20 protein-coding genes are annotated in these 21629 nt (G+C 64.8%); 5 read left to right on the plus strand and 15 right to left on the minus strand.

What is annotated here, in order from left to right; all coding sequences use genetic code 11:
- Positions 1-13: 13 nt before the first annotated feature.
- From TQ98_RS15460 to TQ98_RS15475, 4 genes are all read right to left on the minus strand, one after another.
- A complete protein-coding gene (locus tag TQ98_RS15460) occupies positions 14-1066 on the minus strand; it encodes a YCF48-related protein (protein ID WP_044874368.1) in 1053 nt (350 codons plus the stop codon).
- Positions 1067-1129: 63 nt separating this feature from the next.
- Positions 1130-2488 carry a DUF1329 domain-containing protein gene (locus TQ98_RS15465; protein ID WP_044874367.1) on the minus strand — a complete coding sequence of 453 codons (1359 nt, stop codon included), beginning with the start codon at positions 2486-2488 and terminating at the stop codon, positions 1130-1132.
- 38 nt (positions 2489-2526) lie between these two features.
- On the minus strand, positions 2527-4470 hold the full coding sequence (locus tag TQ98_RS15470; RefSeq protein ID WP_044874366.1) for a DUF1302 domain-containing protein: 1944 nt from the start codon (positions 4468-4470) through the stop codon (positions 2527-2529).
- A 134-nt stretch (positions 4471-4604) separates the two neighbouring features.
- The gene (locus tag TQ98_RS15475; RefSeq protein WP_242443142.1) at positions 4605-5168 is read right to left on the minus strand and encodes an alpha/beta hydrolase; all 564 of its coding nucleotides are present in this window, start codon (positions 5166-5168) and stop codon (positions 4605-4607) included.
- 376 nt (positions 5169-5544) lie between these two features.
- On the opposite strand from TQ98_RS15475, the gene TQ98_RS15480 reads away from it, so the two are divergent.
- Positions 5545-6549, plus strand: a complete 1005-nt coding sequence (locus TQ98_RS15480) for an AraC family transcriptional regulator (RefSeq protein WP_082073281.1) — start codon at positions 5545-5547, stop codon at positions 6547-6549.
- A gap of 534 nt (positions 6550-7083) precedes the next feature.
- Here TQ98_RS15480 and TQ98_RS15485 read toward each other — a convergent pair.
- From TQ98_RS15485 to prpD, 9 genes are all read right to left on the minus strand, one after another.
- Positions 7084-8094, minus strand: a complete 1011-nt coding sequence (locus tag TQ98_RS15485) for a putative sulfate exporter family transporter (RefSeq protein ID WP_044874363.1) — start codon at positions 8092-8094, stop codon at positions 7084-7086.
- Positions 8076-8426 carry a Rieske 2Fe-2S domain-containing protein gene (locus TQ98_RS15490; RefSeq protein WP_044874362.1) on the minus strand — a complete coding sequence of 117 codons (351 nt, stop codon included), beginning with the start codon at positions 8424-8426 and terminating at the stop codon, positions 8076-8078. The genes TQ98_RS15485 and TQ98_RS15490 overlap by 19 nt, the downstream gene beginning before the upstream one ends.
- Positions 8423-9088, minus strand: a complete 666-nt coding sequence (locus TQ98_RS15495; RefSeq protein WP_044874361.1) for a DsbA family oxidoreductase — start codon at positions 9086-9088, stop codon at positions 8423-8425. Before TQ98_RS15495 ends, TQ98_RS15490 begins: the two co-directional genes overlap by 4 nt.
- Positions 9085-10392, minus strand: coding sequence for an MFS transporter (locus tag TQ98_RS15500; RefSeq protein WP_044874360.1), 1308 nt, complete (start codon positions 10390-10392; stop codon positions 9085-9087). The genes TQ98_RS15495 and TQ98_RS15500 overlap by 4 nt, the downstream gene beginning before the upstream one ends.
- Before the next feature lie 111 nt (positions 10393-10503).
- Positions 10504-11556, minus strand: a complete 1053-nt coding sequence (locus TQ98_RS15505; protein WP_044874359.1) for a 3-keto-5-aminohexanoate cleavage protein — start codon at positions 11554-11556, stop codon at positions 10504-10506.
- A 70-nt stretch (positions 11557-11626) separates the two neighbouring features.
- Positions 11627-12475, minus strand: a complete 849-nt coding sequence (locus tag TQ98_RS15510; RefSeq protein WP_044874358.1) for a TauD/TfdA family dioxygenase — start codon at positions 12473-12475, stop codon at positions 11627-11629.
- A gap of 14 nt (positions 12476-12489) precedes the next feature.
- On the minus strand, positions 12490-13470 hold the full coding sequence (locus TQ98_RS15515) for a quinone oxidoreductase (RefSeq protein ID WP_044874357.1): 981 nt from the start codon (positions 13468-13470) through the stop codon (positions 12490-12492).
- Positions 13471-13672: 202 nt separating this feature from the next.
- The gene (locus TQ98_RS15520; RefSeq protein ID WP_242443144.1) at positions 13673-14782 is read right to left on the minus strand and encodes a hypothetical protein; all 1110 of its coding nucleotides are present in this window, start codon (positions 14780-14782) and stop codon (positions 13673-13675) included.
- Between the two features lie 215 nt (positions 14783-14997).
- Positions 14998-16482, minus strand: a complete 1485-nt coding sequence (prpD, locus tag TQ98_RS15525; RefSeq protein ID WP_044874356.1) for a 2-methylcitrate dehydratase — start codon at positions 16480-16482, stop codon at positions 14998-15000.
- 134 nt (positions 16483-16616) lie between these two features.
- Between prpD and TQ98_RS27915 the strand changes: the two genes are divergently transcribed.
- From TQ98_RS27915 to TQ98_RS15540, 4 genes are all read left to right on the plus strand, one after another.
- On the plus strand, positions 16617-16760 hold the full coding sequence (locus tag TQ98_RS27915; RefSeq protein ID WP_177410175.1) for a hypothetical protein: 144 nt from the start codon (positions 16617-16619) through the stop codon (positions 16758-16760).
- Between the two features lie 128 nt (positions 16761-16888).
- Complete coding sequence (locus TQ98_RS15530; RefSeq protein WP_044874355.1) at positions 16889-17458, plus strand: periplasmic-like protein; 570 nt, start codon at positions 16889-16891, stop codon at positions 17456-17458.
- A 152-nt stretch (positions 17459-17610) separates the two neighbouring features.
- Positions 17611-17997, plus strand: coding sequence for a VOC family protein (locus TQ98_RS15535; RefSeq protein WP_044874354.1), 387 nt, complete (start codon positions 17611-17613; stop codon positions 17995-17997).
- Positions 17998-18097: 100 nt separating this feature from the next.
- Complete coding sequence (locus TQ98_RS15540; RefSeq protein WP_044874700.1) at positions 18098-18376, plus strand: hypothetical protein; 279 nt, start codon at positions 18098-18100, stop codon at positions 18374-18376.
- Between the two features lie 45 nt (positions 18377-18421).
- On the opposite strand, the gene TQ98_RS15545 is transcribed toward TQ98_RS15540, so the two are convergent.
- Entirely contained in the window at positions 18422-19972 is a 1551-nt protein-coding gene (locus TQ98_RS15545; protein WP_044874353.1) for an amino acid permease, read from the minus strand.
- A gap of 161 nt (positions 19973-20133) precedes the next feature.
- The gene (locus TQ98_RS15550; RefSeq protein WP_044874352.1) at positions 20134-21507 is read right to left on the minus strand and encodes a glutamine synthetase family protein; all 1374 of its coding nucleotides are present in this window, start codon (positions 21505-21507) and stop codon (positions 20134-20136) included.
- Between the last annotated feature and the right edge of the window lie 122 nt (positions 21508-21629).

Below are 21629 nucleotides of genomic sequence, written 5' to 3' on the forward strand. Positions count from 1 at the left end.
GTCTGCCTCTCTCTTATTCTTGTTTGGCGCTGGCCAGGGGACGCTGGCTGACGCCGCGAGCACCGACCAGCAACAAACCGGCCTCAGGGGAGACCAGCGCACCGTAGACGGGAACCGGCGGACCGATGTCCACGGCCGTGAAGCTGGCTCCGTTGTCACCGCTGACCAGCGCCTGGCCGGTCTGGCTGAACAGGTAAAGGTGCGCCGATGCGTCACGGGTGGAAGCGGTGATGCTGGCGTTGAGTCCGGTGTTGACCGGGGTCCAGCTGAGGCCGCCATCGGTGCTGCGGAAGGCATGGCCGCGCAGGCCGTGGGCCAGGGCCAGGCCAGGCTGGACGCTGATACCGAAGTAGCTGCCCTCGTAGGGCGACGTCAGGGCCTGGAAGCGCTCGCCGCTGTCATCGAGACGCAGCAACAGGCCCTGCTCCCCGGCGATGAACAGGTGCTGCCCGTCACCGGCAATGGCGTTGAGGTGATAGGAGGACGGATTGTCAGTGCGATCCATCCACGGCTCCCAGCTCCGGCCGCCGTCGCGGGTACGGAAGATCAGGTTGAAGGCGCCCACGACGAAGCCGTTGCTTTCATCGTCGAACCAGACATCGAGGAAGGGCTTGTCCGCCCCTTCGGCCTCGATGCGCTTGCCTTCGTCGAGCCATTGCCCGGCATCGGGCCGGGCACTGTAGTAATCCTGCATCAGGCGGCCCAGTTGGCGGCCGTCGAGCTGCTTCACCCAGGTGGCGCCGCCGTCACTGCTGTGCAGCACCACGCCGTCATGGCCCACCGCCCAGCCCTGGGCCGGGGTGGGGAATTGCACGGCGGTGAGATCGGAACTGACCGGCACGCTGGCCTGGGCCCAGCTCTTGCCGTTGTCATCGGAATAAAGAATGTGGCCGCGCTGCCCCACGGCAACCAGCCGCGGACCTGCCTGGGCCACATCGAGCAGCGGGCTGCGCACAGCCAGCTCGCTGTGCTGGGCCGGGAGGTCAAGCACATCCACCATGGGTTCGGCGTTGGCATTACCGACCATCAGAGCCAGGCCCACGGCGACGAATTTGAAGGAAAACATGGGACGTCCTCGAAAAAAAGGGGGGTTGCCGCCCCCATGCCCAGGGGCGGCAACCAACCTGGCTTAGCGAATGCCGGCGCCAGCCAGGGACTCGGCTGCCCACTGAGCCTTGGTCAGCGGGTCGATGTAACGGATGCCGCCGTACGGGCCAACGATGCCGTTGATGTTGTAGGAGTTGCCCACCAGGTCGTAGATCACGAACGGGGTGGTGTCCGGTACTTCCTTGTCGTAGCTCTGGCTGAGGAAGGCGAAGGAGCCACGGTAGATCTGGCCGCGGGCGTCGTACTGGTCAGACGCCAGGGCGACCCAGCTGTCCTCGTCCAGGTAGAAGCGACGCTTGGCGTAGATATGGCGGGCGCCGGCCTTCAGGGTGCCTTCCACGACCCAGACGCGGTGCTTTTCCCAGCGCACGTGGTCAGGCGCCAGGTGGTTGGGGGTGGTCAGGGTCTTCGGGTCCTGGGCGTAGGTCAGCTCGTAGGTGTTGTAGGGCACGATCATTTCCTGCTTGCCCACCAGCTTCCAGTCGTAGCGGTCCAGCGCGCCGTTGAAGACGAACACGTCATCGTAGGTGCCGGCACCGGCGGTACCCGGGTTCGGGGTGTCGTAGGCCAGGCTCGGCGCCAGCTTCACGCGGCGCTGACCGGGCAGGTACTGCCAGGCGCGGCGCGGCTGCTCGACGGCATTGGCGGCGTCCTTGAGCATGATCGCCTCGCCGGCGCGGCGGGCCGGACCCGAGTAGTACAGCTTCATCTGGTAATACACGTCGGTATTGGCGATGGGCTTGTTCAGGTCTTCATAGATCGGGTAGTTGATGAACGCCTGGCCGGTGGTGGCGAGGGTCGCGGTGCCGGCGGCGTCAACGTTCCAGGAGTCGTACTTGGAGTTGATGGTCACACCCTGGTAGCGCAGCAGGTGGTTCCACATGGCCTCGGCGCCCGACTGCGGAATCGGGAACGGAACACCCGGCAGTACGTTTTCGATGGCCAGGCCGCCATTGGCGGACTTGGCGCCGGTGGCGTTCTTCACCGCATTGTCCAGCACCGGTTTGGGCATGGCCACCGTGCGGTGGGTCGGAAACACGTCGACGCGGAAGCCCGGATAACGCTTGGCCAGTTCCACCGTGGTAGCGGTGAGCTGGTCCTTGTACTGGTCGACGTTCTTGCCATCGATCACCAGCACCGGCTTCTCGCTGGCGAAGGGGTCCGGACGCATGCTGTCGCCGGACTTGAAGCCGGCCGGAGCGGTGGTCAGGCCACCTTCGTAGGCGGGAATGGAACCATCGGCGTTGGCTGCTTTCTCTGCGCCCACCAGGGTCAGGCTGGCGCCCAGCTTGGCAGCTTCGTCGGGAGAAACGGCTGCGAATGCGCTACCAGCGAAGGCCACCGCGAGGGAAGCCGCCATCAGAGTTTTCACGAATTTCATCTCGTAGGTCTCCTGCTCGTTTACGAGCGATGCGGATATCAGAAGGTGGTCTTGAAAGTCAGGTAAACCGCGCCACGGTCTTCCGTGGTAGCCCCGCCGCCGGAGAAGGAGGAATAACCCCCGGCGAAGCAGGTGTAGCGCTGCGTGGCATCCAATGCGTTAGGAGTGGCGCCGTCGTTGGCACCGTCTTCGCACTTCTTGGTTTCGCCGAAGGAATCGACGTATTTCAGGTCGACGAAGTACTGGTTGTAGATGGCCGCGCCTACACCTACCGAGTAGGTGCCGGTGTCTTCTGCGCCGCCGCCCTGGACCGGGGATACACCGTCCAGACCCACGTTGACGGACATCGGCGTACTCAGGTCCACACCCGGGAATACCTGGTACCAGGTCGGGGTGAAGTTGACCGCGAGACCCCAGTTGTCGCGGGTCGGCTTGTCGATGCCGTGGTAGGTGTCCTTGCCCTTGTAAAGCGCTTCGTTCTTGCTATCGAGCTCCAGCAAGTTGCTGTAGTACAGCTCGGCCAGCAGCGAGGCGGAGTCGAACACCGGCGTATCGCCGATGGTCATCAGGCCGTTCAGGGTCCAGTGCAGGGTGTCACCGGTGGCGCTCAGGCTGTCGCCGTCGCTAGGCACGTCAGTGATAACACCCGTGCTCGGATCGCGGGGGGAAAACACTGCTGCCGGCAGGCCCAAGCCGCCTGCAAGGCCAGCCCGACCCGGGGCACTGAGGATGGCCGGGATGCTCGCCAGAGGCATGTTGTGGCGAACGTTCAGGTCACTGGCCACGCTGATGCCGGCGACTTCCTTGGACAGGCTCAGGCCGAAGATGTCGATGTCATCGGCATATGCGAACTTGTAGTCCGTGGTGGCGATGGACCTGCGCAGGTTGGGAATCGCGCCAGCCGGCAGCGGTGTGGTACCGCGAATCGTCAGCCCGGTGGCATTCAGTACCGCCTGCGGCAGGATTTCCGAGGTCTTGCGGTAATAGGCGCCGAGGGTGCCATCCAGCCATTCGGGGGACCACTTGAGCATCACGCCCCAGTCACCACGCTTGTCCGGCTCGAAGTCATGACCACGACGCACCGTGGTGAGGGTGCCGCTCGGCCCCGCCAGGCCCGGACCACCGGTGTGGCCGAGAAGGAAAGACTGGGCGCCGAAGCCCACCAGGTCGGAGCTTCCGTAGTAGGTGCCGGCTTCCGGCAGGCGGGCGGCATCCCAATCCAGGAAGTACTGGGCGGCCACGGTCAGCTCGGGGTTGATGGTGAAGGACGCGGAAAGCTGGTTGCGCGGAACGAACAGCTCTTTGGCTTCGGTGCCGGGCGCGGCGGCCAGTTTGGCCAGGTCCAGGCCGGACTGGCCGTAGCTGATGCCATGCACCGGGTTGAGGATGGTCTCGCCCCAGTACACGTTGTGCTGGCCGGCCTTCATGCTGAACATCGACTCGTCGCCCACTTCGGTGCTGTAGAACACGAAGGCGTCGAGGATTTCGCCAGACGGACCGCTGTAGTAACGCTGGGCGTAGTTGGAGAGGTGCGGACTGCCGAATGCCGGGTTACCCGCTTGCGGCTGGCCGACGATGGTCGAGAACGCCTCGTTGCCGTTGACGAAGGGGTTCGAATTGGAGCCGGTGTTGTCGTAGGCCTTGTCGTACCAGCTGGCGGCACTGACGCGGAAACCCTTGTTGCCGCCGTGGATCACGTCCAGTTCGGTCAGCAGGTCCACACGGTTGGTGATGTTGGTGCCGGCATGACGGAAGTTGAAATCACCGTCGTTGTTGTTCGGCGTGCGCAGCATCCGCTTGTCCGCGCTCTCGGTCCGCACACCGTAGTTGTACTTGACGGTGTTGTCGAAACGAATCGACCAGTCCGGGTTGCCGGTATCGACTTCGAAGGCCTGCACGTACGGCGCACCCACGGCGGCGGCGATTGCCGAGGCGAGGACGCACCTGCGCACATTCAGGTGATGATTGTTTTTGTTGTTCATGCGTTGGCTCCGCTTATTGTTGTATTGACTACTGCAACCCTGTCACGCGCTCCTTGCTGCACCGGCACCGGACTGTTGCTTCGCCCAGCGCCTCGCAGGCCGGTCTCCCCAGCCTAGATGGATATCGATAGTGGTTAGCGATCCAGCACCTGGATCAGCTCATGGGCGTAAGGCCATTCGCCGTATCCCGCAGCGGGATTCAGGTGACCCACACTGCCCAGCTCGACCAGCCTGCCTTCCCACGCCTCGGCCATGCGGCGGACGGCGTCCAGGCTGGCCAGGTGGTCGTTGTCGCTGGCACACACCAGGCTGGGGAACGGCAGCGGCTTGTTCGGCAGCGGGGTCCAGCCATTGGCCCGCAGGGATTCGGGGGTCGGGTAGTTGGCCGGCCAGGTGGCGTCGAGGTCCGGCGGAGTGACCAGCAGCGCGCCACGAATCTGTGCGCTGTAACGGGCGGCCCAATGCACCACCATCAGTACGCCGGCGCTGTGGGCGACGAGGATCACCGGACCTTCGATCTGCTCCAGTTCGCGCTGGATGGCCTCGACCCGTGCGGGGAGGCTCAGCTTGTCGTGCTCCAGCGGCGGCACGGTGCGGACCTTGGGCAGTTGCGCTGCCAGCAGCGTCTGCCAATGGTCGGGCACGTGGTCGCGCAGGCCCGGAACAATGAGGATGGTTGCGTTGTTGTTGTCAGTCACATCATCACCCTTTGCGTTCGATGGGATCGCCATCGCGGCTTGAGGAATTTCTTGATGCAAACATTAGTGGCGCAGGGGGGGAGGTGCTTTTCATACGGCGTCAGGGTCTTCGCATTTCATGACAAGGGTTTTCCGCCCTGCCCTACGGCCTTCCCTGCTCAACGCCACGCCGTCGGCGGCATGCGCTGTTTTTCAGAACTCGGCTTAACTTTCATCTGGTCAGTGCGCCGGAAAACTACGGATTGTCATCAAAGCCAATGTCTAAGTAGGCTTGGGCTGACAGATTCACTTCTCTTTTGACGACAAGAACAATCGGAAGCGGGCACTTGAGCCCCAGAACCGGCACAACGGAAGCGTGGCGATCGATATGACTCCAATGGTTCGCGCAGCGGCTCTCACCAACTACAACGAAGTGGCCCTGCACCTGGGCCTCAACCCGCAGCAGATGCTTCGTCGCGTGGGGCTCAGCCAGACGTTGATGGACAATCCCGAGCAACGCCTGCCCACCTCGGCAGTCGCTACCTTGCTGGAGGAATCATCCCGGGCCTGCAACTGCCCCACGTTCGGCCTGCGCATGGCGGAGTCGCGCCAACTCTCGGACTTCGGCGCCATCAGCCTGTTGCTGTCCCATCAACCGACCCTGCGAGATGCGCTGGAAACCATCGTCCAGTACCGGCATCTGCTCAATGAATCCCTGGCGCTGTTCGTGGATGAAGTGGGCAAGACCGTGGTGCTGCGGGAAGAGATCATCACCGACCCGCCGGTGGTGGTGCGTCAGGGCATCGAACTGGCGATCGGCGTGCTGTTTCGCATGTGCAGCGCCCTGCTGGGCTCCGGCTGGCGCCCCCTGAGCGTGAACTTCACCCACGACGCCCCGCCCGAGCTGCAGCTGCATCGGCGGGTGTTTGGTTGCAAGGTGGAGTTCGGCAGCGAATTCAACGGAATCGTTTGCCAGGCCGCCGACCTGGACAAGGCCAACCCCCTGGCCGACCCGGCCATGGCGCGCCACGCCCGTCGCCTCGTGGAAACGCTACCCGGCGCCGCCCCGCAATCGACCCTGAACGACGTGCGCCGGGCCATCTACCTGCTGCTGCCCATGGGCCGCGCCACCATCGAGCAGATCGCCCAGTCCCTCGGGATGAACGTGCGCACCCTGCAGCGCCGCCTGGAGGACAGCCAGGTGACCTTCTCCGACCTGATCAGCGAAGTGCGCCGCGACCTGGTGCTGCGCTACATGGAAAACCCGCGCTACTCCCTCAGCCGCATCGCCGACCTGCTCGGCTACTCGGCGCCCAGCTCCTTCACCCGCTGGTTCACCACCCAGTTCGGCATGGCCCCCGCCGCCTGGCGGCGGGAGCATCAGATCAAGACCGAGGAATAAGCCCCCGAGTGGGGTATTGGGTGAGGCACCTGTGCCTTGTAGGGGCGAATTCATTCGCCAAGGGCAACGCCGTTGCCCCAGCGGCCGCCTTCACAGCGCCGGAGGATGGGTTGAGTCCACGAGCCCCATCGATCTCCGCCGATGGGTTTCGCTTCGCTCTACCGCATCCTACAAACCGACTCCTCTGCGGGCCCCGCTCGGACTCCCTGGGGCAATCCCGATAGGCCCCCGATTGGGGTATTTGGTGCGGCACCTGCTCCTTGTAGGGGCGAATTCATTCGCCAAGGGCAACGCCGTTGCCCCAGCGGCCGCCTTCGTAGCGCCGGAGGATGGGTTGAGCCCGCGAAACCCATCGACCTCCGCTGATGGGTTTCGCTTCGCTCTACCACATCCTTGGACTGCCAAATACCCTTGGGCGAAGCGCACCGGCCCCTCAAAAAAAACCGCGCTGCAAGCCGTCCCACCAGCTTCAGCGCGGTAAAGATGCCCACTTTCGCAGGCGTCGATGACCCCACAACGTGGGGGGAGTACCACTCAGAATCCGAAGTGCAGCATCGCCAGCACCAGGGCTGCGAGGAAGGCGGTTTCGCCCACCATCAGCAGGATCGGCTTGATACCGACCGTGGCCAGTTCCTTGAGCTGGGTCTTCATGCCCAGGGCGCTGATGGCGATCACCAGGCACCAACGGGACAGCTCATTACCGGCCTCCTGCACCATCGGAGGAATGATGCCCGTGCTGTTGGTCGCGGCGAGCACCACGAAGCCAACGGCAAACCAGGGCAGAAGCGGCGGGCGCTTGGTGCCCGGTTCGGCGCCACGGGCGCGGGTGATCATGGCCGCGCAGAGGATCACCGGCAGCAGCATCGCCACGCGCATCAGCTTGATCACGGTGGCGCTGTCGCCCGTCTCGTGGGACATGCTGTAGCCGGCACCCACGACCTGGGCCACGTCATGGATGGTGCCGCCGATGAAGAACCCGGCGTGCAGCGGCGAGAGCCCCACGGCCTGGGCGATCATCGGGTAGAGGATCATGGCCACGGTGGACAGCGCCGACACACCGATCACGGTGAACAGGGTGGCGCGCTCTTTCTGCGGGTGGCTGGGCAGTGCCGCCGCCAGGGCCAGGGCAGCGGAGGCGCCGCAAATGGCCGTGGCACCACCGGTGAGCAGGCCGAACAGGCTGTTGAAGCCCAGCACACGGGCCGCCGCAACGGATACGAGGATGGTCACGGCGACAAGGGCCACCACCATGGCCACCGGCTCCCAGCCGAGGGAGGCGATCTGCCCCAGGGTGATGCGGATACCCAGCAAGGCCACCCCGATGCGCAGCACTTCACGGGCGGTGAACTCGATGCCCGCCTTGCACACGCCGTCCGTGGCGAGGAAGTTCACGGACATCCCCAGCAGCAGGGCGAAAAGCATCACCGGGGCACCGTAGTGCTCGGAGAGGAAGGTGGCCGCCGCGGCGACCAGGGTGCTGACAATTACACCGGGCATCAGGACCCGGGTGCGAGAACCCAGCGCGGTTATTGCTGTTGCGGACATTGCGAAGACTCCTGGGACCTGGGCCGGGACAGGTCGATAAAACACCGGCCTTGCCGTTGCTCTACGGCATAGGTGGCGACACCGAAGCCGCGCACATTGGGCACACAGCCACTAGCCAGGTCGAAACGCAGACCATGGGCCGGGCACTGCAGCAGGCGGCCATCCAGCTTGCCGACGAAGAGGGACGCGCCGTTGTGCGGACAGCCCTCGTCAATGGCGTAGATCACGCCACCCTGATTGAACAGCACCACCGATTTCCCTTCGTGGCGGAACAGGGTGCGGCTGCCCTCGGCCGGCACCTGCGCCGCCGGAACTTCCACCAGCCCGGTCAAGACGCACACTCCCCGGCTGCAGCGAGGTGCTGCAGGGTCCGGTGCAGGATGGGCAGGATCTGCTCGGGCGGCTGGGCCCCCACCAGCGACAGGCGCTGATCGATGACGAACGCCGGCACGCTACTGGCCATCATGGCGCCGGACCCGACATAGGGCTGCGCATCATCGCGCAGCACAGCTTCCAGCGCCGCTCGGTCGAAGCCGCAGGACTCGGCCACACGCAGCAGCAGGCCACGGTCGCCGAGGTCGGCACCCAGTTGGAAATAGGCGGAGAACAGATGCTCCAGCAGCGCATCGACCTGCTCAGGCGTGCCACTCTGGGCAGCGCGCTCGAACAGCCGATGGGCGTTGGCGGTATTGGGCATCACGCGGATGCGGTGCAGCTCCAGGTCCACGCCGGCCATTTCGGCGGCCGCCAGCACCTGTGCCTGGCGAGCCCGCACTGCGGCCGGACTACCCAGGCGCTCGGCGTAGAACTCTTCGAAAGGCACGCCTTGCGCCGGCAGATGGGACAGCAACTGCACGCCTTTCCAACGTACTTCCACCTGGACGTCCGACCGGCTCATGGCCAGGGAGCGCAACGCCTTCTGCAGGTTGCGCTTGCCGATCAGGCACCAGGGGCAAATGAAGTCGAAGGCCATCTCGACGAGTAGCGGTTTCACGGGCGTACCTCAGTAGTCATCAGCGGCGACAGCTTCTGGATGTCATTCCGGTAGTGGCGCTTGCCGTAAAGGAAAACCAGGGCCGCAGCGACGCTGATCAGCGGGATCAGCTGGAAGGCACGGTCCAGGCCAAAGTGGTCGGCCAGCACACCGGTCAGGTACGGCCCGGGAGCCAGGCCCAGCATGTTGTTGGCCAGGGTCAGGGTGGCGAATGCGGTGCCGTGGATCGAATAGTGAGTCAGGTTGGCCACCATGGCGCCGGCAGGGCCGGAGGTGCCGGTTGCCACCAGCATGGCCATGGCAATGACCACCAGCTGCGGGACGCCGGGCGCCATCTGGAACCCTACGGACAGCAGCAGGCAGCTGATCAGGCAGTAGGCAATGGCCAGGGCGATCTTGCGCTCGGGGGCATTGCGGCACAGGCGGTCGCTGAGGATGCCGCAGAAGATCATGCCGGCGCCGCCGGTGAGGACAATGATGGCCGCGACCGCGCCGGCCTGGTCGGTGTCCATGTGGTAGTAGCGATTCAGGTAGCTGGGGAACCAGACCATCACCGCCGCTCCGACGAACAGCTGCAGGCCGCTGCCGATATAGGCACAGACCACCGACCGGCTGGCGAACAGCGTCTTCAGGGGGCGGCGGCAGGGAAATTCGTCATTGTTGGTCGGCTGCGGCAAGCGCGACGCGCCAATGCGCGATTGCTTCACCACCAGCGGATAGACCATTGCCAGCAGCAGACCGAACATCGCCATACCGGCGAAGGACCAACGCCAGCCCAGGTGCTCGGCGAGTACGCCGCCCAGGGCCATGCCCAGGACCGAGCCGAACATGCCACCGGCCATGAAGGCACCGGTCAGGGTGGCGCGCATGTGTTTGGGGAATACGGAAATGACCACGGCGATGCCAACGCTGCCATAGGCAGCCTCCCCTACCCCCACGAAGAAGCGGGCGAGGAACATCTGCGAGTAGCCTTCGGCCAGGCTGCAGCCCAGGGTTGCAAGGCTCCAGAGCGTGGCCATCAGGACCAGGCTGCGAACGCGGCCCCAGCGGTCGGCCAGCAGGGAAAGCGGGAACGTCAGGAGACCCACCATCAGGGCGACGATGCCGCTGAGCAGGCCGAGTTGGGAGTCGCTCAGCATCCATTCGGACTTGAGCAGCGGGAATACCGCGTTGAGCACCTGCCGGGACATGTAGTCGGAGATCAGCAGGCCGAACGTCAGGGCGAATACCACCCATGCGTAGCTACGGGGGATGTTCACGGCCGAGTCGTCGACATCGGCGGTGGCGGCGGAGTAGTAAGCCATGGCGTTACCCTGAATCAATTGCGTCTTTTTGTTGTTGTCACGCTAGTCGGTGGGACGGCATTTCGCCGTCCCACCCGTGCCGGCCTTTTGGGCCGGCACCGGCTGCGCAGGTCAGGCACGCATCGGGACGTGCTTCTGGCCGGGCTGGCGGTTCGGCGCCATGCCGTTCATACGCAGGGTCTCTTCAACGTCCTTGTACTGCACGCCGATCTTGTAGATTTCGCGTGCTTCCTTGCCGGAGGCGATTTCGCGGCCCAGTTCGTGGGCGATGCGGACCGTCTGCTGGATCTGCTGCACCGAAGTGAAGCGGTTGCCGTGCTGGTCGATGATGGTGTCCTCGATGCCGACACGGGGGTGCAGGCCCATGGCCAGGGCCATGGTGTTGAAGGGCAGCACGTTCTTCAGCAGCGACTCAGCGGTCAGGGTGCCGCCGTTCGGAGCGCGGTGGATGAAGTTGAAGAAATTGAACGGGTTGGGGCCGTCGAAGCCGCCGCCGATACCGATCCAGGTCAGGTTCAGCGGGCCCTTGTAGACGCCCTTGCGCACCATGCGCTCGAGGGTTTCCAGGGCATGGATGCCGGTGAGCTGGAAGTGCGGCTGGATGCCGTTGGCGGTCAGGCGCTTGAGGTGCTCTTCCACCCAGGCCGGGCCGGCCGGAACGGTCATCTCGCTGTAGGCGGCCTGGAAGGCCGGATTGGCCAGGGAGGTGCCTTCCAGGTATTCCGGATACAGCAGCTCCATGATGTTCATCTGGGTGGTGTTGATGGCCACGGTGACCTGATCCGGCTTCGGGGTCAGCTCGGCCAGCATGTGGCGGGTGTCGTCGGACAGCCACTTGGCCGCCTCGCCCTCGCCCTCGGGAGCGAAGGAGATGGAACCGCCGACCTGGATGATCATGTCCGGTACCGCTTCACGCACGCCGGCGATCAGCTCGTTGAACTTGGACAGGCGCTTGGAGCCGGTGCCGTCCAGTTCGCGCACATGGAGGTGCAGCACGGTGGCGCCGGCTTCGTAGCAATCGACTGCCTTCTGGATCTGCTCATCCATGGTTACCGGGATGTCTTCCGGGAAGTCGGCCGGCATCCACTCGGGGCCGTAGGGGGCCACGGTGATGACCACCTTTTCCATGTTTTCCGGGTGCAGCGAATCGTCGAGAAATTGCATGTGAAATGTCCTCGGTAAGTTCTTGTTCAGTAGGTCCGGCCGGAGCGATATCCGGCCGGTGGATCAGTCGTCAGAAAGTCGTGTCGCCGACGATCCCGGCACGCTCCATCTTGCGAACGCAGGGCGGGTAATCCATCACGGCGTAGTGCTGGGTGGAGCGGTTGTCCCAGATGGCCACGCTGTTCTGCTTCCAGCGCCAGCGGACCTGGTATTCCGGAACGTAGGCCTGGCTGATCAGGTAGCGCAGCAGGTCGCTGCTGCCCATGGTGTGATCCTGGCCGTAGCGAACGCGATCGGGCGTATGGAAGTTGGTGAAGTGGGTGGTGAAGGCGTTGACGAACAGCACCTTCTCACCGGTCTCCGGGTGGGTGCGCACCACCGGGTGCTCGGCGTCCGGGTAGATGGCCTTGAGTGCCAGGCGCTTCTCGATCGGCATGGCCGCGCCGAAGCTCCACTCGATGCTGTGGCGGGCGCGCAGGCCTTCGATGCGCTCCTTCACGTCTGCGGGCAGCTTCTCGTAGGCCAGGGCCATGTTCGCCCACATGGTGTCGCCGCCCACCGGCGGGCACTCGACGCAGCGCAGCACGCAGCCCATGGGCGGTGCTTCGCGCCAGGTGGCATCGGTGTGCCAGGCGTTCTCGTAACGGTCGTTGGGCTGGTCAGGATTCTTGTAGATGCGCACCAGGCCAGGGTGTTCCGGGTCGCTGCCAGCCACCGGGTGATCTTCCAGCTCGCCAAAACGGCGGGCAAAGGCCACGTGCTCGGCACGGCTGATGTCCTGGTCGCGCAGGAACAGCACCTTGTGCGTGAGCAGGAGTTGGCGGATCTCCGCAAAGAGATCATCACTGCGGGCAGCATCGCCCAGGTTCACACCACTGATTTCAGCACCGATGGCACACGTTAATTGTTCTACTTTCATGGCCAGCCCCTGCCTCAGATAACGAAAATCGACGAACCGGTGGTCTTGCGCGATTCCAGGTCGCGATGGGCCTGGACCGCATCCTCCAGCGCGTAGTGCTGGTTGATGTCGATGTTGATCCGGCCGCTGCCGACGTGGTCGAACAGCTCACCCACCAGGTCGGCCTTCTCCGCCGGATCGGCGATGTAGTCGGCCAGGGCAGGACGCGTGATGAACAAGGAGCCTTTCATGGCCAGCAGCACCGGGTCGAACGGCGGAATCGGGCCGGACGCGGTACCGACGCAGACCATCAGGCCACGGCGCTTGAGGGAATCCAGGGAAGCGTGGAAGGTGTTCTTGCCGACGCTGTCGAAGACCACGTCCACACCGCGCCCGCCGGTGATCTCGCGCACCCGCTTGGCGATGTCTTCGTCGCTGTAGTTGATGACGTGGTCGCAGCCATGGGAGCGGGCGACTTCGGCCTTGGCTTCAGTGGACACGGTGCCGATCACGGTCAGGCCCAGCAGCTTGGCCCATTGGGAGACGATCAGGCCCACACCACCCGCGGCGGCGTGCAGCAGGATGCTGTCACCTTCCTTGAAGTCGTAGATGCGACGCATCAGATAGGACGAGGTCAGCCCGCGCATGGTCATGGCCGCGGCGGTCTCGAAGGCGATGGTCTCCGGGAGCTTGATCAGCGGCGCAGCCGGAATCAGGCGCTCGGTGCTGTAGGCGCCGAGGGTGTTGAGGAACCCGGTGTAGGTGACGCGATCGCCGAGGGCAACATTGCTGACGCCCTCGCCCACGGCCACCACGATGCCGGAAGCCTCGACGCCAATGCCGTTGGGCAGCGGGATCGGGTAGGTGCCGTTGCGGAAATAGGTGTCGGCGTAGTTCAAGCCTACTGCGACGTGGCGGATACGAACTTCGCCGGGGCCCGGATCACCGACCTCGACCTCTTCCAAGCGAAGTACTTCCGGCCCCCCGGTTTCATAGAAGCGAACGGCTTTGGCCATGCTTGTCTCCAATCTGAATTCTTGTCATTGGGTCACGGACCCGTGGATTGGACTCTAGGCATGTGGCCTTTCCCATGCTTCTCATCGCACGACAGTGGCTTCGCATTTCATGACAGGGCATCTGGCACAGGGGTGCCGGCCCAACAGCGACGGGACTGGAAGGTGGAAAGCAGACGGCGTGGCCAAGCAGGAACGGCAGGCTTCAATCCCACGGCAGCGGGACGACCCGAGGCGGCAGTGGCTCGAACTGGATGGGCTGGGTTTCTGTCCGTCCGAGGCTCCCCTCCACCTGTCCGGACACATGCAGGACACCGGCCATCACCCCGGTTTCCGGATTGCGCATCAACTCCAGCCATTCCTCGTCGAAGGCATCGTTGAGGTTCTTGCGCAGTTGCGCCTCCCGGCCGGGCCGTTCGTTCTCCTGGATCATGGCGGCAAGGCCCGTGACCCCCAGAGAAAGCACCGAACCGGCGACGCGCCCCATCAGGCCCGACACCAGGCTGGCCGCGCCACTGGCGGCAATCTCCGTCTCCAGTTGGTCGCTGGTTTCCCGCGTGATGTTCGACAGGCCCTCATCGGTTGCCCAGGCACCGGCGCTCGGGGAATTGCGGATGCGGGACATCAGCGCCGCGTAGGCCGGCAGCTCCTCCAGCGGATCGGCATGGAGCACCTGGAACAGGCTGGCGCTGTATTGCGTGGGTGCCTGGGCGATGGCCGGGATTTTCTGCAGGTGCCGGTCGAACTGGTCTTCGGGCACACCGAAGCGTTCCGGGATCACCTGCACGCGCTCGTCGAGCTTCTGGATATAGAGCCGGGTGGCCTGCTCCATGATCTGGTCAGGGCTGGTTTCCCGAGCGACCGGTTCCAGCACACGATCGTCGTAGGCCTCCTGCAGGTCGGCGGCCAGCCGGTCGACGGTCTTTTGCCGGTCACCGTCGGAGTTCAGCCGGTAAAAGGCCACCTTGATGCTGAGCCACTTTCGGGTCCAGAAACTGGAGAACCAGGGGATGTAATCGGAATCGGTGCGCTGGTAGACGAGGTCCATCCAGTGCTCCATGGAGGCCTGGGCGTAGGTCCTCGCTTCTCCCGTCGCGGCCAGCGACGCGGCGACGATGTCCCGATCGACCTCACGCCAGGTGCCTGGAGATACCTCTATCGGCGGCAGGACCTCGGGCGCCCGCGGCGAAGCGCACCCCACCAGCACCGCCATGACGACGGCGATCAGCCAACCCAGCACATTACGCGCCAGCGGATGGAACAGGACCGGACCCTGCCCCGCCACTGAACCGGCAGGACAATTCGAACCGCTCATAGCGGTCTGCCAACCCCACGGGCCTATCGGCCAGCCTGTCCTTTCCGGGAAACCGCGCCCCACGCCCCTGCGGCTTCGCCCGCCCCACTCCAACGAACGCTCAGCACGTCCGACCAAGGTTCATCCAGTATACGGGCCTGACACCCGCCGCCCTCCGTTCCTGACGGAATGCACGGCGCCCTCTGAACAGCGGCTTCCAGCCCGCCGCCGTGGGATCAGAGCACCAGCAAGTCCATGAAGCGCTCCACCGGCATCGCCTCCAGCGCCGCCTGGTCCTTGCACAAGGCGAAGATGCGCGCGCAACGGTCAGCGGCGAAACGCGTGGCCAGGTTGGCCCGGAATTTCTCCTCCAGCAGCGCAATACCCTCGCCACGCCGGCGGCGGTGGCCGAGGGGGTACTCCACCTCCACCTTGTCGGTGCTGCTGCCGTCCTTGAAGAACACCTGCACGGCGTTGGCGATGGAGCGCTTGTCGGGCTCCAGGTACTCGCGGCTGTAGCGCGGGTCTTCAACCACCTCCATCCGGTCGCGCAGCCGATCGATGACCGGATGGGCCTGATGGAAGTCGTCTTCGTAGTGTTCGGCCACCAGGTTGCCGTAGACCAGCGCCACCGCCGTCATGTACTGGATGCAGTGGTCGCGGTCGGCGGCGTTGGCCAGGGGGCCGGTCTTGTTGATGATGCGGATGGCCGATTCCTGGGTGGTGATGCGGATGCGATCCACCTCCGTCACCCGGTTGCGGACCTGGCGATGCAGGCGCACCGCCGCCTCGCAGGCGGTCTGGCCATGGAACTCGGCGGGGAAGCGAACCTTGAACAGCACGTTCTCCATCACGTAGCAGCCAAAACCCTGGGGCAGGCTGAAGCGGCGCTGTTCCTCCGGTTTGGTGGCCAGGTCCTTGTTCGTGTGGCTGTACGACACGTCGTAGAAGCCCCACTGGGGCTCGCTCAGCACGCCGGGAATGCCCATTTCGCCACGCAGGGCGATATCGGCCAGCCGCACGCCACGGCTGGTAGCGTCCCCCGCCGCCCAGGACTTGCGTGACCCGGTGTTGGGGGAATGGCGGTAGGTCCGCAAGGCCTGGCCATCCACCAGGGCATGGGAGATGGCCGAGAGCAGTTGCTCGCGGTCGGCGCCCAACAGCCAGGCGCAGACGGCGGTGGACGCCAGTTTGACCAGCACCACGTGATCCAGGCCCACGCGATTGAAGGCGTTCTCCAGGGCCATGACGCCCTGGATTTCATGGGCCTTGACCATGGCCTCCAGCACCAGCCGCATGGTCAGCGGGGCGTCTCCCCGGGCAACGCGCACCTGCGACAAGTGGTCGGCCACGGCCAGGATGCCGCCGAGATTGTCGGAGGGGTGAGCCCACTCGGCCGCCAGCCAGGTGTCATTGAAGTCCAGCCAGCGGATCAGGGTTCCCAGGTCCCACGCGGCCTTGGCCGGGTCCAGCCGATAGCTGGTGCCCGGTACCCGCGCGCCATGGGGCACCTGGGTGCCTTCCACCAGCGGACCGAGAAGCTTGGTGCATTCGGGAAAGCGCAGGGCCAGGAAGGCGCAGCCGAGGCTGTCCATCAGGCAGTTGCGCGCGGTATCCAGCGCCTCGGCAGACTCGACCTGGTAGCCCAGCACATAGTCGGCGATGTCCTGGATCAGCGGGTCATAGGGAGGCCGCGTGTTTGGGTCGACAGTGCTGCTCATGGCCGTGTCTCCGGTTGGCGGGATACTTTCAGTCTATGCCCTGGCGCCAATCGGGCCCGAAGCCGACCGGCGGCCGGCACGATGCGCTGCCGTGTGCTGCGCTTAGTGGGGAGACCCAGCCAGAGGTGCCCGCCATGAACACCGACCCCAACGTCCGCAAGCCCGCGCCTGCGCCGCAAGGCCCCAGCCCGAAACCGGAACAGGTGCCGGCGCCGGATGTGAAGCGCATGAGCAACAACGCGCCGAGCAAGGACAAGAAGCCGGATGATTGGGAGTGAGACGAGGGGTAGGCGCCTGGACACCGATCCTGCCGACGAAACCGCCTTGCGTGGCCATCTGGAGCCCGTGCACCCTTTGCGGGTATCTTCTCCAGCCGTCGCCAGTACCCGCAGGAAGTGCCTGTTCCATGAGCCGTACCGCAATCCGGGCCGCCGTATTCTGCCTTGCCACCCTCAGTTCGGCCGCCGCCTTGGCCAAGGTGGAGGTCCTGCCCGTTCAGCACAGCAAGGCGGGCCGGATCCTGGCCGTGCAGATTTCCGAAGACGTCGCCCCCGGTGACTACGAAGCCCTGATGCAGGGCCTGCGCGCCAATCCGGGCAAGTTCGATCGCAAGCTGGTCCTGCTGGACAGCATCGGCGGCAGCGTCACCGAGGCCATTCGCATGGGTCGCCTGCTGCGGGAAACCGGCTTCGACGTGATGGTGCCCAGCAACGGCGTCTGCCAGGGCAGCTGCGTCTACCTGCTGGCCGCTGGTCGCAGCAAAACGGTGCGCGGCTACGTTGGCCTGCATCGCCCTTACTTCCCCGGCGGCGATTCCGCCCTGGCCGATGCCGCCACCGGCATCCGCTACAGCCCGGTGGCCTACCTCAAGGAAATGAACGTGCCCGCCAGCCTGCTGGACGACATGAACAGCATCGCGCCCACCAGCATGCGCGTGCTGACCCGCGACGAGCTGGCGCGGTATCGGCTGAACTGATCGTTGCCCGGCCCTGACGCCGAGCCGGGTGGGCTGAAGCCCACCCTACGCCCCTGCCCTCCACCTCGCGTTTCGTCCGACTGGCTGGCGCTGCTGCCGGTTTTGCTCTGCAGTTAGTCTGGATGGAAGGTTGCAGCGCAAAGGAGGGTTCCATGTCCATTCAGCTCGATCACCTGATGGTGCCGGCCCGCGACAAAGTGCGGTCGGCAAGACTCCTGGCTGAATTGCTCGACGTGCCCTGGTCGGAAACCGGCATCGGGCCTTTTGTGCCGGTGTACGTGAACGACGGCCTGACCCTGGATTTCGATGAGTGGGGCGAGCCCTTCCCGCTGATCCACTTCTGCTTCCGCGTCAGCCCGGAGGCGTTCGAGGCGATCCTCCAGCGCATCCGGAAGGCCGGAATTCCCTATCGCAGCAACGTCCACGGGCCGGTGGATCACCAGGTGGACACAACCCACGGCGGCGCCATCGTCTACTGGAACGAACCGGACGGGCATCAGTGGGAGATGCTGACGGTCAGCTACGCACGCCGGGCGTGAACAGACCGGCCCGCCATCTCAAGCCAACGCTCGACCCCTCGTAGGGTGCGCTGTGCGCACCGAAAACGCGGCACGACGCTCCGGAGCGCACGTCCACGGGATAGCGGAACGCCGCTGGCTCTGCTCCCCCGCCGTATTCGCGGCAGAAGTCCTCTCCGAAACCCCTGACACCACCGTCGGCAAAGCCACCGGCGGCATGACCGGAATGATGCTTGGTGCCCTCGGCGGCGCCGCGCAGCAAGCCAGTGGCCTGGCAGAACCGGCCTACCTGGTAAAGACCGACGACGGCTCGATGCAGCGCTTCCGGTCCCCCGGTCAGCATTTCAAGCCTGGCGATCAGGTCGAAGTACACGGCATTCGCATCGAAGCCGCGCACTAAGGACGCGGCGCCCCTTTCCCAACGGGACAGGGGCGCCGGCGAGGGTTACTTGTTCAACGCCTCTTCCGCCGCGGCAATCTCTGCCTGGCGGCGGGCGATCATGTCGCCGATGGGCGGTCCCTGGAAGCGCCGTGCCTCGAAGGCGAACCAGATGATGCCGGTAAGGATCAGGAAGCCGATGGTGATGTACAGCGCCCAATCGTTCGGCGGCTGGATGCCGATGATGAAGATCAGTGCCATCGAGATCACCGAGAGAATCGCCACGAGCGAATAGAGCCCGCGCCCCAGGTTCCACGGGCCCATGCGCGGCCACTTCTCCGTGCCAAAGGCGAAAAGCCCGAGGACGATGGGAATGATGAAGGAGAAGAACAGGAAGATGACGGTACAGGACACCACGATCGTGTAGACCGGCGTTTCACCGATGGACACCAGGGACGAGCCCCAGACGAAAAGCACCGCCAGGGTGGCACCGGTCCAGATCGCGGCCACCGGGGTCCGGTGAGCCGGCGACACGCTGGCCAGCACCTTGGAGGCCGGCAGGCCGCCGTCCCGGGCGAAGGCGAAGATCATCCGCGAGACCGAGGTCACGGTGGCCAAGCCGCAGAGCACCTGGGAAATGAAGATGGCCAGGTAGAGCAGCTCTTTCACCGCCGCGTTCACCTGGGTGTCCATGGCCCAGAAGAACACGTTCCAGCCCTGGGCGGCGGCTTCTTCCAGGCTCGGCAGCATCAGCACGAAGGCGCTCAGCATCAGCCAGCCGAACAGCAGCGACCAGACCACCGACATCACCATGCCACGCGGCACGGATTGGGCCGCCTGCACGGTTTCTTCCGAGGTGTGGGCCGAAGCGTCGTAGCCGGTGATGGTGTAGATCGGCAGCAGCAGGCCGAGCCAGAAGATCCAGCTGTTGGACACCTCCGGCCAGACGTTGCCCCCGGCCGCGCCGGAGAAGTTGCCGAAGGTCCACAGGCGGGAGAACTCGTAGCTTGGCGCGGCAGCCAGGCAAATGACCGTCAGGGCGATGGCCGTGGCGAAGATCAGGTAGCCGGAGAAGTCCGTGAGTTTCGCCGTGAGCCCGATGCCGAAGTGGTTACAGAGCGCCTGGGCACCCGTGAGGATGGCGAGGAAGATGATGCGCGTGGTGGTGGTGTCTTCCATCCCCAGCATCGGGCCGAAGGCACCGAAGAAGAAATAGTAGGTGCCGACGTTGATCGCCCCCAGCACCGTCACCAGCCCCAGCAGGTTGAACCAGGCGGTGAGCCAGCCGGTGAAGCGGTTACCGAGGATCGAACCCCAGTGGTACAGCCCGCCGGCGGTGGGATAGGCCGAGGAGATCTGCGCCATGGCCACGGCGAACACCCCGGAGATCATGCAGCCCAGCGGCCAGCCGATGCCGATGGCCGCGCCACCGGCGCCGGAGATGCCTTGCGCCAGCGAGTTGATGCCGCCGGAGAGGATGCAAATGATGGAAAAGGAAATCGCGAAGTTGGAGAACAGCCCCATGCGCCGCGACAGCTCCTGGGCATAGCCCATGCTGTGCAACAGCTTGACGTCATCGTCCTGATGCGCGGAGCCGTGTTGGCTTGCAGTTTTCATCGTGGGTGCCCTTTGTTGGGAATGGCGATGGATTGCTCCATGCGGCGGTTCGGGCACCTTCCCCGCCTGCGCTGCGACGTCCTGTCGTACTGCTCCCATCCCCGTTACAAACCGGCCAGTGGTCGTGCCCGAACCCGCCGCTGGCCGGACTTCAAAGCTGCTCAGTAGCGCTCGAATCCACGCTGCAATTCCCAGTCGGTGATGCGCCTATCGTATTCCTTCTGCTCCCACTCGGCGGTGTGCACGTAGTGGTCGATCACCTCGTCGCTGAAGGCCTTGCGCAGCATGGCCGAGCCCTTGAGGGCAGCGGTGGCGTCACGCAGGGTCTTGTCGACCTCCGGAAGCTGGTCGTTCTGGTAGGCGTCCCCCACATAGGGCGCGCCCAGTTCGAGTTTTTCATCGATGCCCGCCAGGCCCGCGGCGATCAGTGCGGCAAAGGCGAGATAGGGGTTCAGGTCGGCGCCCCCTATGCGGCACTCGATACGCACCGACTTGCTGCCCTCGCCGCAGAGGCGGAAGCCGGCAGTGCGGTTGTCCCGGCTCCACACGGCACGGGTCGGTGCGAAGGTCCCGGCCTGGAAGCGCTTGTAGGAGTTGATGTAGGGCGCGAGGAAATAGGTGATCTCACTGGCGTACTTGACCTGTCCGGCCACCCAGGCGCGCATCAGCTTGGACATGCCGAACTCGTCCTTGCCGTCGAAGAACAGTGCCTTCTTGGCCTTCTTGTCCCAGAGCGAACTGTGCACATGGCAGCTGGAGCCGGCCAGGTCGTAGCGCCACTTGGACATGAAGGTGATGGACTTGCCCTGCTGGTAGGCGATCTCCTTGCAGGCGTGTTTGATGATGGCGTGGCGGTCGGCCATGGTCAGCACGTCGGCGTAGCGGACGTTGATCTCCTCCTGCCCCGGCCCCCACTCCCCCTTCGAGTTCTCCACCGGCACGCCGCAGGCCTGCAAGTGCTTGCGGATCGCCCGCACCACCGGCTCTTCGCGGGTGGTCTGGAGGATGTTGTAGTCCTCGATGTAGTGAGAGGCCGTCTTCGGGTGGCTGTAGTTGCGCCGGTGAATGGCGTCGTAGCTTTCGTCGAAGAGATAGAACTCCAGCTCCGAGGCGAACATGCCGACGTAGCCGCGCTCCGCCAGCCGCGCCACCTGGCGCTTGAGGATGGCTCGCGGGCTGTGGGGCAGGTCTTGGCGGTGGTGATGATCGAGCACATCGCAGAGCACCAGGGCCGTGCAGTCCAGCCAGGGCACCCGGCGCAGGGTACTCATGTCGGGCTTCAGCACGAAGTCGCCGTAACCCTTGCTCCAGCTGGCGGCGGCATAGCCCGGCACCGGCTCCATGTCGATGTCGTCGGCCAGCAGGTAGTTGCAGCAGTGGGTCTCTTCAAAGGCCGTATCGACGAAGAATTCCGCCTGGAAGCGCTTTCCCACCAATCGCCCCTGCATGTCCACCATGCAGGCCAGCACCGTGTCGATCTCGCCGCTGGCAACGGCTTGCTTGAGTTCGTCGAAGCTGAGGATGGGTTCGCTCATCTGGCTGTCCTTGGGTCCGGGCGACTGCCGAAAGCTTAGCCCAGCCAAGACATTTGCAAGTTTTCCCTGCACCGGCACGGTGCGAACGGCGTAGATCGGGGCATTTGCGGGCTTTTTTCGCC

Source organism: Pseudomonas sp. LFM046 (genome assembly GCF_000949385.2).
Lineage (GTDB): Bacteria > Pseudomonadota > Gammaproteobacteria > Pseudomonadales > Pseudomonadaceae > Metapseudomonas.